20 protein-coding genes are annotated in these 18282 nt (G+C 42.4%); 1 reads left to right on the forward strand and 19 read right to left on the reverse strand.

The window, feature by feature from the left end; genetic code table 11:
• Nucleotides 1-183: 183 nt before the first annotated feature.
• Together ACEW8F_RS00665 and ACEW8F_RS00670 are read right to left on the reverse strand one after the other, a co-directional pair.
• Nucleotides 184-504, reverse strand: a complete 321-nt coding sequence (locus ACEW8F_RS00665) for a type II toxin-antitoxin system RelE/ParE family toxin (protein WP_373481546.1) — start codon at nucleotides 502-504, stop codon at nucleotides 184-186.
• The gene (locus ACEW8F_RS00670; RefSeq protein ID WP_373481547.1) at nucleotides 479-769 is read right to left on the reverse strand and encodes a type II toxin-antitoxin system Phd/YefM family antitoxin; all 291 of its coding nucleotides are present in this window, start codon (nucleotides 767-769) and stop codon (nucleotides 479-481) included. Before ACEW8F_RS00670 ends, ACEW8F_RS00665 begins: the two co-directional genes overlap by 26 nt.
• A 236-nt stretch (nucleotides 770-1005) precedes the next feature.
• Here ACEW8F_RS00670 and ACEW8F_RS00675 point away from each other — a divergent pair, with 236 nt between their 5' ends.
• Nucleotides 1006-1188, forward strand: a complete 183-nt coding sequence (locus ACEW8F_RS00675; protein WP_373481548.1) for a hypothetical protein — start codon at nucleotides 1006-1008, stop codon at nucleotides 1186-1188.
• A 338-nt stretch (nucleotides 1189-1526) separates the two neighbouring features.
• Here the strand turns inward: ACEW8F_RS00675 and ACEW8F_RS00680 are convergent, their stop codons facing one another.
• From ACEW8F_RS00680 to flhB, 17 genes are all read right to left on the reverse strand, one after another.
• On the reverse strand, nucleotides 1527-1775 hold the full coding sequence (locus ACEW8F_RS00680; RefSeq protein ID WP_373481549.1) for a transposase: 249 nt from the start codon (nucleotides 1773-1775) through the stop codon (nucleotides 1527-1529).
• A gap of 293 nt (nucleotides 1776-2068) precedes the next feature.
• Nucleotides 2069-3424 (reverse strand): flagellin, encoded by a 1356-nt coding sequence (locus ACEW8F_RS00685; RefSeq protein ID WP_373481550.1) that lies wholly within the window; start codon nucleotides 3422-3424, stop codon nucleotides 2069-2071.
• 406 nt (nucleotides 3425-3830) lie between these two features.
• Entirely contained in the window at nucleotides 3831-4439 is a 609-nt protein-coding gene (locus ACEW8F_RS00690) for a hypothetical protein (RefSeq protein ID WP_373481551.1), read from the reverse strand.
• Nucleotides 4440-4480: 41 nt separating this feature from the next.
• A complete protein-coding gene (locus tag ACEW8F_RS00695; protein WP_373481552.1) occupies nucleotides 4481-5506 on the reverse strand; it encodes a hypothetical protein in 1026 nt (341 codons plus the stop codon).
• Nucleotides 5507-5552: 46 nt separating this feature from the next.
• On the reverse strand, nucleotides 5553-7127 hold the full coding sequence (gene flgK / locus ACEW8F_RS00700; RefSeq protein WP_373481553.1) for a flagellar hook-associated protein FlgK: 1575 nt from the start codon (nucleotides 7125-7127) through the stop codon (nucleotides 5553-5555).
• Between the two features lie 88 nt (nucleotides 7128-7215).
• Entirely contained in the window at nucleotides 7216-7713 is a 498-nt protein-coding gene (gene flgN, locus ACEW8F_RS00705) for a flagellar export chaperone FlgN (RefSeq protein ID WP_373481554.1), read from the reverse strand.
• Nucleotides 7714-7761: 48 nt separating this feature from the next.
• Nucleotides 7762-8067, reverse strand: a complete 306-nt coding sequence (locus ACEW8F_RS00710) for a flagellar biosynthesis anti-sigma factor FlgM (RefSeq protein WP_186893645.1) — start codon at nucleotides 8065-8067, stop codon at nucleotides 7762-7764.
• A gap of 217 nt (nucleotides 8068-8284) precedes the next feature.
• Nucleotides 8285-9316, reverse strand: coding sequence for a chemotaxis response regulator protein-glutamate methylesterase (locus ACEW8F_RS00715; protein ID WP_373481626.1), 1032 nt, complete (start codon nucleotides 9314-9316; stop codon nucleotides 8285-8287).
• A 14-nt stretch (nucleotides 9317-9330) separates the two neighbouring features.
• Nucleotides 9331-9834, reverse strand: coding sequence for a chemotaxis protein CheW (locus ACEW8F_RS00720; protein ID WP_373481555.1), 504 nt, complete (start codon nucleotides 9832-9834; stop codon nucleotides 9331-9333).
• A 241-nt stretch (nucleotides 9835-10075) separates the two neighbouring features.
• Entirely contained in the window at nucleotides 10076-10564 is a 489-nt protein-coding gene (locus ACEW8F_RS00725) for a chemotaxis protein CheD (protein WP_373481556.1), read from the reverse strand.
• Nucleotides 10561-11178 carry a chemotaxis protein CheC gene (locus ACEW8F_RS00730; protein ID WP_373481557.1) on the reverse strand — a complete coding sequence of 206 codons (618 nt, stop codon included), beginning with the start codon at nucleotides 11176-11178 and terminating at the stop codon, nucleotides 10561-10563. Before ACEW8F_RS00730 ends, ACEW8F_RS00725 begins: the two co-directional genes overlap by 4 nt.
• Nucleotides 11179-11216: 38 nt before the next feature.
• Nucleotides 11217-12656, reverse strand: a complete 1440-nt coding sequence (locus ACEW8F_RS00735; protein ID WP_373481558.1) for a DUF342 domain-containing protein — start codon at nucleotides 12654-12656, stop codon at nucleotides 11217-11219.
• A 53-nt stretch (nucleotides 12657-12709) separates the two neighbouring features.
• Nucleotides 12710-13411, reverse strand: coding sequence for a flagellar hook-basal body protein (locus tag ACEW8F_RS00740; RefSeq protein ID WP_373481559.1), 702 nt, complete (start codon nucleotides 13409-13411; stop codon nucleotides 12710-12712).
• Nucleotides 13412-13480: 69 nt separating this feature from the next.
• A complete protein-coding gene (locus tag ACEW8F_RS00745) occupies nucleotides 13481-14242 on the reverse strand; it encodes a flagellar hook-basal body protein (protein WP_373481560.1) in 762 nt (253 codons plus the stop codon).
• Nucleotides 14243-14274: 32 nt separating this feature from the next.
• Nucleotides 14275-15099, reverse strand: coding sequence for a sigma-70 family RNA polymerase sigma factor (locus tag ACEW8F_RS00750; protein WP_373481561.1), 825 nt, complete (start codon nucleotides 15097-15099; stop codon nucleotides 14275-14277).
• Between the two features lie 36 nt (nucleotides 15100-15135).
• The gene (gene flhA, locus ACEW8F_RS00755; protein ID WP_373481562.1) at nucleotides 15136-17196 is read right to left on the reverse strand and encodes a flagellar biosynthesis protein FlhA; all 2061 of its coding nucleotides are present in this window, start codon (nucleotides 17194-17196) and stop codon (nucleotides 15136-15138) included.
• Nucleotides 17193-18260: a flagellar biosynthesis protein FlhB gene (gene flhB / locus ACEW8F_RS00760; RefSeq protein WP_373481563.1), complete on the reverse strand. Its 1068-nt coding sequence runs from the start codon at nucleotides 18258-18260 to the stop codon at nucleotides 17193-17195. Before flhB ends, flhA begins: the two co-directional genes overlap by 4 nt.
• Between the last annotated feature and the right edge of the window lie 22 nt (nucleotides 18261-18282).

An 18282-nucleotide genomic window follows, 5' to 3' on the forward strand; every position in this document is an offset into this window, starting at 1 on the left:
CAAACAATGCTTATCTGTAAACGTGATAAATACATAATGCTGTACTCATTAATTGCAAATCTCTTAGGTAGTCAATTTTGTATCATTACTGAATTTGGCTGAGGGGAATGATTGGGGGATCGGTTTTTTGATGGACCTTAGTCTGCCCCCATCTCCTTGGGGCAGGCATTCTGATGCTTTTACTTACCTAAACAGCTTCGAATATTCTATTGCCCAAGATGCGATATGGTAAACAAACACCGTTTCACCCAGCAGCCGATAAAAACAGATATATTGATCGCAAACCAGAATTCGATAATTTTGACTTTTTAGTTCTTCATCAGGTGCAAGTGGACAGGATAACGGGAATTCCTCAAGTCGTTCCAGTGCCGCAAGAATATTTTCAACAATTCTGCGTGCTGAGTTTACACCGACCACTAATAAATGATATTCTGCAATTTCCTCAAGCTCTTTTTTTGCCGGAGCAAGTAATACCACTTTATAATGCGGCATCAAATTTTTCATCTATTGCTTTTCGCATTTCGCTTAAGGTAATTGTTTGTTCTCCTGCTATTCGTGATAATTCTGCAGTCATAATCTTTGAACGCAATTTTAATATTTGCTCTCTTTTTTCAAAAGCTTCGATACTCATTACGACAATATCACCTTCGCCATTTTTGGTAATATAAATTGGTTCGTCCGTTTCATGAGCAAGCGTAGATATTTTTCCATAATCGTTTCTTAATGCTGTAGAAGATTTTATAATCATCTTTCCGCCCTTGTCTTTCATTAATTATTCTGTCATTATTATATGATGATTCTACCTTTAGATCAATCACTCATGCTGGTAAATTGTCTCAGAATTGAAAGCACCAAATTACCTTGTCAAAACATGAATAGTTACTCCAGTTGACAGCCTGGAAAAACATCAATATAATGAACATTTCAGCTGAAAAACCGCATCCCCGGCGCCTCCTTGATCAGCTTATCCTTTAAATGGAGATTCCGCTGCTCCCGTGGTTTAGGGTGGGCAAAGGGAATGATCACCAGCCGCCGGTAAAAGGCCTCGCTGCGTTCGCCCATATTTTTGGGGATACTGTTACAGGAAAAAAACAGCCAGGCGGCGTTTTTAAAGGCGTTCCTCAGGGGCTGGATGCCGGATTAGTGCTACTGAGCAATTTTTGCGGCGGTGGCAGCAAAGCAGTATAAAAGTTTAAAAGTTGGGTCGGGTGCGGCCGTCTGAGCCCCAGTAGGCCTTGATATCACAGTTGCACAGGCGATTCCCTTAGTTAATATTTACAAGGCTGCCAGATCCTGACCGATACCCGGTCTTTTTTCCTATGTGTTTCTGTGTTTCGTTTTTTTGACCATCACTTGATGATTTGTTCGCCATGCTCAGAATTTGGTTTGTTTAATATTCTTAATTTTTTTAGCCTTTCATCTTCTCGGTTCATCTTCTCGGTTAATTTGATTTGTATGGATAATAAACGCTAATGTTGTCTTGGTGACAGTATACACTACTGCTTATCTTCTGTAAATCATTATGTTTATAAGATGGTGTCAGGCACGATCAACCTTCGTTTTAATCGCGCGATTTCTTTACTTTCATCGGATGCATAATTACCTGAGCCACGACTTTCAATATTTCCGGTGTTTTGAAGTTCCCTGCTCCATTTTCCCAGTGTGCTGCAACCAATGCCGAGATTTTCAGCGCAGCCACGCATACCGAGTTCCTTGTGTTCTTCATAGTACCGGACTGCATCCAGTTTGAATTGTTTATCATGTTGTTTTGCCATAATGAGATACTCCTTCAGTACAATTATTTTATCGTACCATGTTTTTATTAATTTTGGATTTTCTCATTTCGATTTGTACTATTTTTATTCTAGCACCACTATGAGTGGTTTGCTAGACCTTGCTCAGTGGGAATCCCACCCACTATATGATACTCCCTTATCTTGGCGCACTGTCAGGCACTCATCCTTTAATCCATCAGTAATCCTTCAGGACACACTGAATCGCTTACAGGCGGAACAGGCGAACCGAAAAAAAAACCACCCGAAGGTGGTTTTGGAGTAACTGATTATGATTATTGTAATAACTGAAGCACGCCTTGTGGTTGTTGATTAGCCTGTGCCAGCATTGATTGAGCAGCTTGAGAAAGAATGTTGTTCTTGGTGAATTCCATCATTTCTTTGGCCATGTCAACGTCACGGATTCGAGATTCAGCGGAAGCAGTATTTTCAGAAGATGTACCCAAGTTATTGATGGTATGTTCCAGTCGATTTTGAACAGCACCAAGTTTTGCACGTTCTGATGATACTCTAACAATTGCATCATCTATGGTAGTAATAGCACTATTAGCATTTGCTTGTGTACTTAAATCAACACTTGAAAGCCCCAATGCAGCTGTACTCATATCATTAATTGCCAATGAGGTATTCTGGTCTTCGTTCGCACCAATTTGGAATTTTACAGCTTTATCTGTCACATTCATTGCAATTGCATTTGTATCTGCGCCCGATCCGGTTTTCATCGAAAACTCAAATCCACCAACATTCAATGTTTCACCTGCATACGAAGCAACACTCAATGTACTTGCTTTTGCACCTGATAGATCAATCTGAACTGCAGCCGCTGTTACATTGAATTGAACAGTACCGTTAGCTGAAATATTATTGGTGCTGAAATCGAATTCCACATCCCCAATTGTGGCCGTTGCATCATCATCTGCTACCCCTGTTACTCTGGTACTTGTCCCATCAGGTCCAATAAGTTCCAAATCTGCTGTACCAGCATTAAGATTTGTAACGTTTAATGTATAAGAACCATAGTTACTGCCTGATGCCACGGTAACATCTGCTGCTGCTAATCCTGCTGCTGCAGTATTAGTATTAATTGTTGTCGTATCAGTACCTGCATCAGTTTTTGTTAACGTATAAGAACCTGTCGTAATATCTGAACCAGTAATCTGTAAATCTGTCGGATTAAAACCCGTATTAGCTGTTACCGAATAAGTTTTGCCCATGTCCCCATTTAGCAATTTTTTTGTATTGAATTCAGTATCCGTAGAAATTCGGGTAATTTCTGATTTTAGCTGTTCGACTTCCTTTTGAATTTCAGCACGGTCGTCATCGGTATTGGTATCATTGGCTGATTGTACAGAAAGTTCTCTCATTCTCTGTAATATAGAATGGGTTTCATTTAAACCACCTTCAGCAGTTTTGATTAAAGAAATGCCATCATTTGCATTACTGGTTGCAGTATCAAGACCTCGGATCTGACCACGCATTTTTTCTGAAATTGCCAACCCAGCGGCATTATCGCCAGCGCGGTTAATTTTAAGACCTGATGACAGTTTTTCCAAAGACTTGGCTGTCGTTGCCTGATTTGCCGTTAACTTGTTATAGGTATTTAATGCTGTGATGTTATGATTGATTCTCATTTTAGATTCCTCCGTTTTTTTATTAGCCTTTGACCCTGGCTTCGGGAATTGTTGAGGCTTTCCTACGTACGCTAGGTCAGCCAAATTGTTAAGCTTGATTCGCTCTTGTTATTAATATCGACTGCACTGCTATTTACTTTAGCAGATTTTTAGATTTTTTTATCTTTTGCGGTCGTTATGAACTTTTTTAATAACCTGTTCAAATACTGCTTAACACCTTTTTTATTCTCTGTTGATTCTATTATCGACCGTTTCTTATTTGGCTTTAGCATTTTTTGAAAAATATTTTACATTCGAATAATTTTCTTAATTCGTTGAAGTATTCATATAAAAAAGAGGACGTTTTTTCTTGTACCCTACCTTTATTAATAGAGATAACCTACAAGAAAAATCGTCCTCTTTTGTTTTATGCTTTTTGATCTAATTTTACACCACTTCCGCCTTCCGGTTCAAAACCAAATACCGGTTCATAGTTGGGATCAGCACTTCGGGGAACATAAATGGGTCCGCCGACGTATTTGATGATAACCTGGGGGCGTTGGGTAATTTTTAATTCGATATCCGGCATGATTAATTGGAAATTTGCATCATTTGCTGTCTGGGAACTGCCACGAAGGTTACCAGTATCGACAGGAATCATCATACTGGCGGAAACTGTCTTGGCCTGGTTTGCCGGTGATGTCATCAAACTGGCCATTTCGTCGATCCCTCGGGAAAGATGTTTGAAATGGATGGGCTGGGCCCGACCATCTTCCATGATCACTTCCAGCTCCAGCTTGCCGTCGTTGCCAACTTTGGCGGTGGCCGTATAGGTTGAATTATCCCACTGATAATCGGTACTGGGTTCAAAGGTATCATTCAGAGCAATCCGAATCGGCTTGCTTTGTTCACGATTAGCGCCCTCAGCAATGTCTTTCTTAACGTTCTGGTTATGAACCGAAGACAAATCAAGGGGTTCCTTCTTAACATATTCAATTTTTATAGGGACTGTTTCAATCGTAATGAGTTGTTCCATTTCCTTTTTCTCCTCCTTTCAAACATTTATTCGTTCAAATTTTAAGACATATAATCAAACACGGATTGCTGGACGACACTCTGGCCCATTTGCAGGGCTGCCTGATAGGCGACCTTCTGGCTCTGGAAAGTGATATAGGTATAGGCGGCGTCAACCCCTTCTACCGTTGTTTGCCGCTCCTGTAAATTGAAATTCTGGGTTTCGTAACGGCTGGTCATAAATTCCAAATATTGAGTTTTGGCACCAATTTCGGTGGTGGCCTGATTGGTCTTGAGGCTATTTTCCTTAAAAAATCCATATAAGCTATCTGCTTTATCAAAAGAATAATCTTCATCTGACTTCTCAAATTCAGTCGCGATTCTGCCTAACAGATCATAAAGGTTATTCGAAACTGTTTCACCCGGAATTTTGCTTGTATTTGTTCCGTTGCCAACAAAGTTAATGCCTGCTTTAGAGTAGTTGAAGACTGTATTACGATCAACTTCACCATTGGTCTCAAAAGATACGCCTAACCCAATATCCACATACAACGAATCCTGTTTTAATGAGGCTACCAATTCTTTTTCAGCAGCTGTACCTTCATTCAAATCGTCTAAATTTCTGCCATTATACTGGAGTTTATCACCCACCACTGCAAATGGTTTTTCATTGCTGCTGCCCCCAAAAAGATACATACCTGAGGTGTTAGTATTGAGGGTTTCCAATAACTGGTTTTGAATCGTACGGAGTTCGGAAGCGATTATTTTTCGCTCACCTTCACTTTGGGTACCGTTCATTCCCTGTAAAATTTTATCCGATGCCTCAGCTAGGGATGATTCGATTTGATCCAAGGTCGACTCTGAATTCGTCAAAAAATCATCCGCATGCCGGATATTATCCTGATAACCTTCTAATTTAGAAAGATTCCGCCTAATCTGGTATCCCTTAACCGCAGATGATACATCTTCGGATGTCCGGGCATATTTTCGACCGGTTGCTACCTGGGTATTTAGTTTATCCAGATCTGATGAAATATTATTCAAATTGGTTGAATATTTTGATGTCATCATTCGATATGTAATTCTCATTTTTTACACGTTCCTTCCTGCTTGTGTTCTAAACTGGAACACAAACCTAAACACCCATTCTATTGATGATATTATCTAAATTCTCGTCTAATATGTTAAAATATCGCATGGCGGCGTTATATACTTTTTGATAGGCCGACAGGTTAACGCCTTCTTCATTTAGAGAGACACCGGCTACTGAATCTCTTGCGTCGGAGATGGTCTGAAATACATTAGTGGCAGTCTTGAAAAAATTCGAATGCAATTCGACATCTGTAGCGACCTCGCTGACAGCACTGGTCATATACTCGTTAAACGTTCCGGTTAGAATGGTGTTGCCTAAGCTGTCTTTAAAATCAATCTTATCACTCATTTTCTCGATCATCCGCAGAATGTTGTCTGAACTGGCTGGAGTCGCCGTATAATCTGCTGTCGGCGGTGGATCGATGACCGGATTTTTAGTTGTATTAATATAGGTTGGGTTCTTCAACCAGGCCGTGGAAACCTGCAAATTTTTCGCGGTGATGTTGGCCGTCGATGCACCTGAGGCATCCGTGAACAATGGTAGTTCGGTTGTCGCACCGGTAATATTACTATTAATGGCATTTAATTCGGTGGCAAATTGATTGGCAAAAATATCCATTTTCCGGGCGTAGTAGTAAATTCCCTTGGAATCGCTTTCTCCCACTGTCGTATCGGCAAAGCTGCCTTTGCCGTTGATCAGATTAATATAACCCCGCAGGGAGCCATCCAGCACATTGCTGTTAACGTCGCTTCTTTCGACGCCGGTGGTGTCCACAATTTTAAGCTGAACATTTAAGGGATCTGACGTATCCAAACTCATTTCGGAATATCTGCCATTATCAACCAGCATGATATCTTCACCGCCGGATTGATTTTTAATTTTGATGCTGTAGTGAGGAATGGACAGGTTTTCGGTGATGACATCGGCTGGCGCCATACTCACTTCGATATTGGCGACACCGGATAATTTATCAATCAGCAGATTTCGCTGGTCATAAAGCTCATTTGGGGTATTGCCGTATATTTCTTCATTCTGGATTTGTTTGTTTAGGCTGGCAATGTTTTTGACATAGGTATTGAATTCGCTGTTGACAACGACTTCCATATTTTCTGTTTGCTCAATTCTAACTTCTTCAAGCTGAATGGCATACATATTAATGGTCTGGGTTACTTTTTCCGCTGCAGAGCGGGCCACCTGGGCGATGTCCGAACTGGTTGGTGTCTGGGACAAACTCTGGAGGTCGTTAATAAAGCTGGACAGTTCTCCTTGTAAGGCTTCGGTTGAAGCTTCATCAAAAACGTCTTCCAGATTTGAAAGCCCTTTTACCATGGTTTCGTAGCGGTTGGCTTCGGCATTCTGGGTACGGTATCGGGCGTCGATAAAGGGATCTCTGAGCTGCGTTGTTCTGACGGCTTTGGCCCCGATGCCAGTTGAGATCACTGGTGTGGCAAATTTTTCAGTCTTGCCGCTAGTAGTCACTGAAACAATATCCACCCGTTGCCGGGTATAACCTTCGGTATTGACGTTGGAAATATTATTTCCGACTATATTAATGCTTGCCTGGCTGGCTTCCATGGCCCGGCTGGCAACGCCATATGCTAAAAATGTTGCAGTCATTGTTTTCTCCTTTTACTCTAGTCACTATTTGTGGGTAAGGGTCTCCCCCCTGGCGATTAATAAACGCCCCTACATTAAACTAAATCTACTAAATGCTCTTTTCAAAGGCTGAGGGAATCTTGACAGTGCTGTCATTTTTTCCGTCTTCGCCATATGTCATTTTATCCTGTTTTGCTTTAAATTGAGCAATATTTTTATTGACCATGTGCAGTTTAGTTTGGAGAAGAGTCTGACATTTATCTTTATAGAATTTAATTTCTTTGGCAGTTTCCTTGAATTCGGCCAACAGTTTTTCAAATCGGACTTGCTCATTTTCGGGAAACTGCTTGACAATCTCGGAGAGATTTGCTCCGCTGACATTCAGTTTTTCCATATAGGCAGCAACATCCTGATCAAAATTCTTGATCTGATAGAGAAAGATCTGCTGGTGATTGAGGTTATCATTTAGTTCATCGACGCTGTTGCTCTGAATCAGCATCAGCTCATCTTTTAGTTTAGGGATGGTATCTCGATGAAGCTTAATAACCCCGAAAAGATAGTTGTAAAAACTATCTAACGTTTCTTTATATTCATTTGTTTCAAGCATATTAAACCTCCTCGAGATTCTTCGATTCTTCGATTTTTATTTTTATTCCTATTTTAAGAGCGCATCAACCAGAGCCTCGGTTGGCACGTGGTAGGTTCCGTTTTTAACGGCTTCTTTTAATTCACTTAAACGACTTGAATCTTTAACGGTGACGTCGTAAAGAATAGCTGATTTGGCGGTAGCAACGCGACTGTCTTCAAAGGTTGCACTGCGGCTGTTTGAGATGGTACTGCTGTCTTGTTTGTTTTTACTGATGCCCTTTTTTTCGGCGTCAACACGACGGCTTGATTCTGTTGCAGTGTCCTGCCCGATTTTGGATTGGACTACGGGATTATTGCCTAATGAAATTTTCATGACTAAACCTCCTTTTTTATAATACGTAATTTCTATGTTTATGATAATTTTTTAAGAATGATTAAGATAGTTTTATCTCTTGATATACATATCGTCATTATATAAGAAAACTTTAGCAAAAGAAAGAAAATAATATCGATTAAGTAAGTAGATAAGCAAACAATCCAGGCATCATTTGCGGCGGATGATGTCTGGATTATTTAAAGTAGAAAGTATGTTATTTTGATAAGAAGCGGATGATTTCGTCGGCGATGCGGTCTAATGGGAGTTGTTTGTCGACGGCGCCGATGTTGAAGGCGACCATGGGCATGCCGTAGACGACGGAGGATTTTTCGTCCTGACCGATGGTGTAGGCACCGGTTTTTTTCATCTTGAGCAGGCCGTTAGCGCCGTCACGGCCCATGCCGGTGAGGATGACACCGATGGACTGTTTGCCGGCCACAGTGGCCACGGAGTCGAAAAGAACATCAACCGAGGGACAATGACCACTTACTTTTTCTTCCTCGGTACATTTGACAATGTAGCCGGTGCCTCTTTTAGCCAGCCGCATCTGAAAACTGCCGGGGGCGATTAAAACCCGGCCCGGTCTTAGCGCATCGCCGTCCTCGGCTTCTTTGACTTCCAGCTCGCAGGTGTTATTCAAACGCTCGGCATAAAGCTTGGTGAACACTGGCGGCATATGCTGGACAACGATGATCGGCGGCATATCCCGGGGTAAGCCGGAGATCACCGTATGGATGGCATCGGTTCCGCCGGTTGACGCGCCGATGGCAATGATCTTACTGGTTGTATCAATACCCTGACTGGTAACCGGATGACTGGGAACAAAATCGCTTTTGCGGTTGCCAACCTTGGCGGTGGATGAAATTTTGATTTTGATAATCAATTCATTGACAAAAGAGGCCATCCCTCCGGGTCGCGTGACATTCGGTTTGGTGACAAATTCCACGGCGCCGGCATCCAGGGCATCCAGGACATTTTTAGAAACTGAACTGACCACAATAACCGGCAAGGGATATTGGGGCATCAGTTTTTTTAAAAATTCAATGCCATTCATTTTTGGCATTTCAACATCCAGAGTTAATACGTCCGGCTTCAATTTGATAATCAAATCTCTGGCCATATAAGGGTCTGTTGCTGTCCCGACGACTTCGATATCGGGATCTTTCGATATTTCTCTCGATAAAGACTCTCGAAAGACTAGGGAATCGTCTACGATCAGCACCTTAATTCTTTGCTTAAGCCTCATCATGGACCCTCCTGCTATTTTTCTTCAAGCAATTCTTCGATCACTTCAATTTCTTCATTTTTTAGTAACCGTTCACAGTCCAATAATAATTGAACCTTGCCGCCTGCTTTTCCGATCCCTTTCATAAAGCGATTTTCGAAGCCGGTTTTGTTTGATGGTGGCGGCGCAATTTCATCATCGTCGATGGTCAGCACTTCTTCCACATTGTCAACAATCAACCCAACCGAAACTGCTTCAATGTCAATGACCACGATACAGGTGCGATCGTTATAATCGACAGGTTCTTTGCCAAACTGCAGTCTGACATCAAGAACGGGAATAATTTTTCCGCGAAGATTAATGATCCCTTTGATGTAGGTTGGTACTTCCGGGACTTTGGTAATTGATTGCATTCCAATGATTTCAGTAACATACTTTATTTCAATGCCAAATACTTCCTCCTCTAATGAAAAGGTTAGAAATCTACCGTGCTGGGTATCTTCTTCCAGATTGTAATTATCTACAACATTCTCTGCCATTATAAATCTCCTCTTTAAATAATTTTTTAAAGTTTTCGTTGTAACCATTATACTTGAAACGTTTAAAAAGGTATACCCTAATTTATTCATCTCGTTGACAAATTTCTTGTTCTTTTTTTACCCTGATTATTAATATTTAAACCTTCATGCCGTTTTATACGAAAAAAGCTGGGCATGAAATGCTCAGCGACGGACATATTTTTTTATTGGTCAATGTCCAATTCCCGATACCAGCCGGTAACTAGAATTCCTCAATTCTGCGATTAAGGGACTGAATCTTCATGATGCCTGTTTCCAGATCAAAATATTGGGTTCGTCCAAAATTGAGTCCGGTATCTTCAGCCAGAATCGGAATGCGCAGCTGATTCAGTACCTGTTTGACACAGATAATATTTCGTTCACCGATGGCTCCCAGTTTACTGCCGGGCTGAACCTCAAACATCTGGGCGCCGCCGGCAATTTTTGCGACGATGCGGTTATTGCCACACCCGGCTCGTTTCATTTCATCGACTAAATCAACGATGGCGGTATCGGCAAATTTTTTTCGATTAATATCTTTGTTTGAAAAATTAGTACTGTCCGGCAGCATAATATGCGACAATCCCCCGACCTTGGAAACCTTGTCGTATAAGCATACTCCCACACAGGAACCCAAAGCATAGGTGACTAATACCTCCGGGCCCTTGGCTAATTTATAATCTGATATCCCAATTACAATTGATTGACTCATATTTCCAGTCCTAATTTTTGCATAATTATTTTTAAGGTATTGATTTCGGCGAACATGATCATGTTGCTCTTTAAATCGTTGGTTTCGCCAAGGAAATTTTCTTCAATAAACATCAATTTGTCACCAATTGCGCCAAACTCGATAATTGGCACACTCATCAAGGCACCAACCATATCAATGGCCACGTAGGGCACCGATACTTCAATGGTCAGTCCGGTTAGCGCCGAAATGGCATTGACATAGGACGATGCGAGGATATTACCGATTTCTTTGATTCCCGAAATTTTCATTTCGCTCAGTCCATCACCGCCGTCATCTTCGCCCACCAAAATGTCCATAATGCTTTTGGCATCTTCCACATTAAGTAAAAACATAATCATCCCGTGGGCATCACCGCTGAAATTTACCAGCACCGCTACCGTCATGGTTTCAGCCCCGCCCAGATTTTCGACGGCCTCATCAAAACCGGTGATCCGCACACTGGGAACACTCATATCCACTTTTTCATCCAGGATGGTGGCTAAGGCTGTAGCGGCATTACCGGCTCCGATATTCCCGATTTCCCGGAGCATATCAATTTGCATTTCATTCAGTTCATCGTAATTCTCGAACAAATTTTTACCTCTTTCTAATTAATCTATTTCCACATTTATTACATCATACCGTTGACGATATCATCATTATCCCAGTATATTTTGCAATGCTCCAGGCAGTCGTACTCGAATGAAAAGGGCATTTCGCCAAAATAGATCCGGGTGCCCCGATAAAGTTTTCGTTTTACTGAAACTGATCCATAATAGCTGATACTGGCCTTCTTTTCCACATAGGCAATGGCTTTTTCAATTTCTTCGATTTCTTTTTTATAAAGTAAAACCTGCCGGTCGATTTGTTTTTTCAGCATGCCAATCTGTTCCATGGCCGGGCTATTATGATTACGACTGAGCATATCTTTTTTTTCCTGAGCCAGTAACAGTCCATTGATCTGGACTTCTTTTTCATTGGTCTCTTGCAGTTGCTGCCGGGTTTCAGCTTCTTTGATTCTGAGTCTGTCAATTTCGGCCTGATCTATCGTTTTTTTCCCCAGAATGCGGATAATAGTGGGATATTCCCGTTCATTGCCGATATCTCTGGCCACCAGCTCGCCTAACAGTTGAATTTCGCCACCGACAATCAGTTCCTTGCTGCCGGAAAGGTAAATATTGCCATTGCAGGTAATTTTCCCATCGATGATATAGTCTACAGTGATATCACCGTCCACGTGTAAAATGGCATTTTCAATATAATTGCAGCGCAGATCTTTGCCGACGATAACATTTCCCGTATTACCACCATAAATCCCTTTGGCAATGGCCACATTTCCGACTGCTTCGATTTTGGCATCTTCAACAACGCCTTTGATAATCAGGTTTCCGCCGGCTTTAACGGAAAAGCCGCTGCTGACGTCGCCGTCAATGGTGACATCCCCGGGAAAATTAATATTGCCAGTTGAAAAATCAATATTCTTGCGAACATGCATCATTTCATCAATATTGATGGTGTTGACAAATTTGATAATGCCGTCGCAGTCGGCAATCAGCTTTGACTCATCCTCAGTCAGACTGGTGTTTTTCCCGGCTGGAACCTGGGGTTTCCGGCCTTTGTGGGCGGGAATCACTTGTCCGTAAAGGTCTTTCCCGTCGATTCCCACTGTCTCTTTGGTGATTTCACATAGAACCTGACCTTTTTTTACCATCTGAAAATAATCAAGGTTTTTATAGTCTACCGTCTCATCTTCGCTGTATTCGGGTTTATAGTCGGCATCTTTTTTAACCAGCAGATTAACCACCCCATCCTGGCCGTCGATGGGTTCTATGACTTCGGCTACTTTTATCCGGATATTAAAAATGGGCCGCTGGGCCAGTTTTTCAATGGCACTATCGATGATACCCGATTCGATTTGTTCAGCCTTCAATGCGGCAAGCAGCTCTTCCTTTGTAAAGACAGTGCTGCCTTCTTCCTGTTTCCCCAGTTTAATAAAGCCTTGCTTTTTATCATCGCTGATACTGACTTCAATCAAGGCTAGAGCTTCTGTTTTGGCATTCTCCTCACTCATAATCCATCCCCTTTTCCATAAACATATGCTTAATACAATACTCTAAATGATATCTATCTCAGCTGGTTGACCGTCTTTTCCATTTCATCCGTCGATTGAACAATTCTGGAGTTAAATGAAAAGGCTCGGTTGGCTTCCAGCATTTTTACCATTTCAGTGGCCGAATCGGTGGCTGATGATTCCAGATAACCGGTTCTCAGAATGCTGACATTGTCAGCCACTGGCTGTCCCGATAAATCGGATACGGCGAATTGGTTGCTGCCCAGTAAGGTCAGCCCATAGGGATTAGCAAAAGAAAAAACGCCCAGATTATCGGCATCAAAACCAGCGGTAATATTGAGCGGATTGTTGTCCTGGCCCAACACATAATTACCTCTGGCATCAACCAGGAAATTCTGATTCCCTTCGACGCTGATATGAAACACCCCATCTCTGGTATAGGTGGTGGTATTGGTTTCTTTATTTTGAATGGCAAAGAAGCCAGCTCCTTCAATGGCACAATCCATGGCTCGTCCGGTTGGCTGGAGAAATCCCTGGGTAAAATCGATGCCGATTTTTTGGACCTTGGCACCGTGGCCGGTGCTGATTGCAGTTCCGCCACCGCCGTCAATATTTTCGTATAGCAACGATGAAAAGGCGGTAACCTGGGGTTTGAAACCAATGGTGTTAATATTGGCGACATTGTTGGCAATGGTATTAAGGCTATTTTGTTGTGCGATCATGCCGAGTTTTGAAGCGTAAAATCCTCTTATCATAGTAATGCTCCTCCTGTTATCTCGTTCTCAGGCCGTAAAATGGTGATGGCTTGCCTGAATTATATTTTTTTAACCGACTCGTCCGATGGTGTTCGATGCAATTTCACTGATCTTATCAAAGATTTTCAGCATCTGGGTACATGAGGTAAAATTGTTCTGCCGGGCGATCATGTCGCTCATTTCTTCACCCATATCGACGTTGGATTTCTCAATGGTTTCCTGTAAGACACTAAAAGCACCGGCCTGGGCTGGCTGAAAACCGTTGGCGGCTTGAAAATAGCCTTCTCCGACCTGGGTCAGTTCGGCTCCGTTGGCCACGGTGGAAATATTTAGCCTGGCCACCTCTGCGCCGTTTTGGATGATGGCCCCGCTAGGATTGACGATAAAGTCACTGCCGGCCAGTTGAATCGGTTGTCCGGCACTGCTTAAAACCTGACCAACCCCCGGCAAGGTTAAAAAGCCCTGCTGATCCAGTTCAAATTGACCGTTGCGGGTTAGTACCTGACCAAAATTGGCATTCTGGATCACAAAGAATCCCTGTCCTTGAATGGCCATATCCACGCTGCGGTTGGTCGTTTCAAAAATCCCCTGGGTAAAATCAGTGAATTGTTCATCATTAACCGTTATATACGCTCCCGGACCGATATCAGCCTCGGCGATTCTGGGGTTGGTACTCATTCTTGATGCCATATATTCGGCGAAACTTGACTGCACCGTGGACTGACTCTTGTAGCCTGCGGTGGTGACATTGGCCACATTTTGGGCCAATACATTGATGGCTTTTTGTCCTGACAACATTCCGGCTGCCGCTGCGTAAGATCCTCTGTCCATTGTCGTGCCTCCTCTTTTTTATAATTCTTTAATCAATAATTCTTTAGGCGATTTCTCATTTTTATCATCGCCTGAGAATGAATCTGGGATACTCTTGACTCCGTCACACCCAGAACCTCAGCAATTTCTTTTAGTTTCAGGTTTTCATAATAATACAGAGACACCACCAGCCGCTCTTTTTCTTTTAACTGGTCAATGGCTTCCCCCAGTTTCTCTTTCAATTCGTTAAAAAGCATTCGCGATTCCGGCGAATCGTCAGATTTTTCTTCGGTAATCAACGGTGAGACTTCCATCATTTTTTCATTAATGGCTTCTTCATAGGATAAGACAATGGAGTTATGCCGCTGCTGCAGGATCTTCTGCAGATTTGCCTCAGATATTCCCATTTTTGCGGCGATTTCTGCTTCGGAGGGCTCTCTTTCTAAGGATGCGTATAGTTCGCCGTAGGTTTCTTCCAGAACCTTTGAAAGGCTGCGCTGACTCCGGGGAACCCAATCCTGCTTGCGCATAAAATCGATGACCGCCCCTCTGATTTTCAAGGTGGCAAAGGTTTCAAATTTATTACCCATATCCGGGTTAAATTTCTCCACCGCATCAATCAAAACAATCATCCCCTGGTTGACCATATCGTCCAGTTGTCCAAAATTGTTATAACTGCCCTTGAACCTTAAAACAATTTTCTTAACCAGACCAGTATAATACAGGACAATTTCGTTTCGATTGTCGGTGGTTCGCTGTTCTTTATATAATTGCCAGAGTTCCATGGCCTTCTCATCGACAATCTGTTCGACTATGATTTGTTCCTCTGGGTTTTCTTTCAATTTGATTTCTTCGCTATTTATTTCTGCAACATTCATTCTGACACTCCTTATTCTTTAAAGGATTTGCGTTGATTAATTTTCCAACTTTATCATTCCGATAACTTGAATCTGAATATTTGTATCTATTTCATTAAAGGAAAGGACGGTTAAATCTGCCATAAATTGTTCAATTAATCGCTTAAAATATATACGCACAATTGGGGAGGTGAGAATAATCGAATGATCGATGATTTCTTTCAGCTTTTCGATTTGCTCAGTGACCTTTTCAACAATGGTCTGAACCACCTGGGGATCAATAGCAAGATAGGTGCCATGCTCATTTTTCTTAGCCGAATTGAGGATGATATTCTCAATTTCCTGATCCAGGGCAATGACCTTGATGCTGTTGCCATCGGTGTATTTTCTGGTGATGGTTCGTTTGAGTTTCTGTCTGACGTACTCGGTGAGCATGTCGGTGTCTTTAATGCTGGTGCCATGATCGCCCAGGGTTTCCAGGATACTTTCCAAATCTCGGATGGGAATCCCCTCATTTAAAAGATTTATCAGTATTTTCTGGAAATCAGCAATGGAGATAATATTGGGAATCACATCATCAACAATGGCCGGATTGGATTTTGAGACGTTTTCCAGCAAGGTGTTGATATCCTGCCGGCTTAACAGTTCGTGCATATGCTTTTTAATGACTTCGGACATGTGGGTCACAATGACAGAAAGGGCATCAATAACGGTGTAGCCGTAAACCTCAGCCAGTTCCTTTTCATTTTCGGTAATCCATTTCCCTTTGATCCCATAAGCCGGCTCAATGGTTTCGATACCGTCGATGGGTTCGCTGGTGTTGGATGGATCCAGGGCCAGATAATAGCCCACCAGGACTTCGCCTTTGGCAATTTCTTCGCCTTTAATTTTGATAATATACTGGTTGGGATTGATCAGCCCATTATCTCTTAACCGAACGGTGGGGATCACTACTCCCATATCCATGGCAAATTGTTTTCTGAAAATGACGATGCGATCAATAAAATTACCGGAGCTTCCTTCATCTACCATCGGTAAGAGGGAGTAACCAAATTCCATTTCGATGGGTTCCACCCCGATGATGTTATAAACATTATCAATGTTCCGGTAAAAATCAACCTCACTGCTTTCTTCCTGGATCAGCTGCGTCATCTGCTCGACTTCATCCACTACCACCTTAACATTGGACCGGCGAATGATCAATAAACCAAATCCGCTGAGCATGATCGCCAGGGTTAAGATCTGTAATGCTGGCGCGCCGGGAATAAGAGCCATGGCCGAAATACCAATCCCGGCGATGACCAATACCTGGGGTTGGGACAAGAATTGATTTTTGACATCGACATTCAGGTTGTTTTCTGAGGCCGCCCGGGTCACAATCATGGCGGTTGCCACGGAAATCATCAGCCCTGGCACCTGGCTGACCAGACCATCCCCAACGGTGGCAATGGTATAAACTGAAACCACTTCTTCCAGGGGCATCCCGCCCTGTAACATCCCGATGATCATCCCGCCAACGAGATTGATCACCGCAATGATCATCGATGCCACCGCATCGCCTTTGACCAGCTTGGTGGCTCCATCCATGGAACCGTAGAATTCGGCTTCGGTCTGGATTTTCTGCCGTCTTTCCTTGGCTTCGGTATCGGTGATCGCTCCGGAGCTCAAATCGGCATCAATGGACATCTGCTTTCCAGGCATCGCATCCAGGGTGAATCGGGCTGATACTTCGGAAATTCGCTCAGCACCCTTGGTAATAACAATAAATTGCACAATAACGATGATAATGAATACCACGAACCCGACAATGGCATTACCGCCCAGTACAAAGGAACCAAAGGTCTCAATCACCGCACCGGCTTCCCCGCCGTTTGATAGAATCAGCCGGGTTGAGGAAATATTAAGGGCCAGCCGCAAAAGAGTGGTAATCAAGAGCAACGATGGAAAGATGGAAAAATCCAGGGGCCCTTTGATATACATGGTGGTTAAGAGAATAATCAGTGATATGGCAATGTTTAAAATAAACATAAAATCGAGAATAAATGGCGGTAATGGTATAATAATAAGAGCGATTGTCAGAACTACAAATACAACAACTAAATTCTGAATGATTTTCATTTGACATTTTCCTTCTTCTTAGTACTATAAACCCATGCCATTAATTCTGCCACCGCTTTGTAGAGTTCTGCCGGGATATAATCATTAATCTCGACGGATTCATACAAACCACGGGCCAGAACTTTATTTTCCTTGACGAGAATTTTGTTTTCTTCCCCCACTTTGACGATTCGCAGAGCAATGTGGTCTTTCCCCTTTGCCAATACCAGCGGGGCAACGTCATGATCGGCATCGTATTTTAGCGCCACCGCATAATGGGTCGGGTTTCTGACAATAACATCGGCCTGAGGAACCATCTGCATCATTCGGCTCATACTCATTTCCCGTTGTTTTTGCCGGATCTTCCCTTTGATTTCGGGATTTCCTTCGGTTTGTTTATATTCGTCTTTGACTTCCTGTTTGGTCATTTTTAGTTTTTTTTCATAATCATAGCGTTGATAGGCATAATCCAGAATGGCGACTACCGCAAAAATCATTGCAACGGTTTGGACCATTGACATGGTCTGGTCACTAATAAACATCACATTTTCATCAAGCCTGGTGTTTAACATATCGGGAGTCATGGGAATAATACTCATAATAACGGAATAGATAACCCCGATAATTAATGCCACTTTAGCGATGGATTTAAGCAGTTCAACCAGCGACCGCAATGAAATCATTCTTTTGATCCCGGTAAAAGGGTTAATCCGATTAAACTTAGGTTTTAATGCGTCCCCTGTTACCAAAAATCCCGTCTGCACACCTGACATCACAATGGCTACAATCATTATAACCACCGCCACCGGCAGCACCGAAATAAAAAAAACGATTGCGGCTTCTCTAAAAAGCTGATTGACACTTGAAACGGTGAGGGTATCCAGAGTTACGATTTTTTTCATTTGGGCAATATAAATATTTTTAATCTGCTGATAAATAAAGGGCACCAGCAAGTTTAAAACGAAAAATGCCACAAAGAGAAGAACAACACTGACCACATCTTTGCTTTGAAAGGTGTTACCCTTTTTTCGCTCATCTTTTCTCTTTTTCGGGGTTGCTTTTTCGGTTTTTTCTGATCCTGCCATTCTTTTCTCCGATTATTATCTG

The sequence above is a fragment of the Acetobacterium sp. genome (assembly GCF_041752335.1).
Classification (GTDB): Bacteria; Bacillota; Clostridia; order Eubacteriales; family Eubacteriaceae; genus Acetobacterium.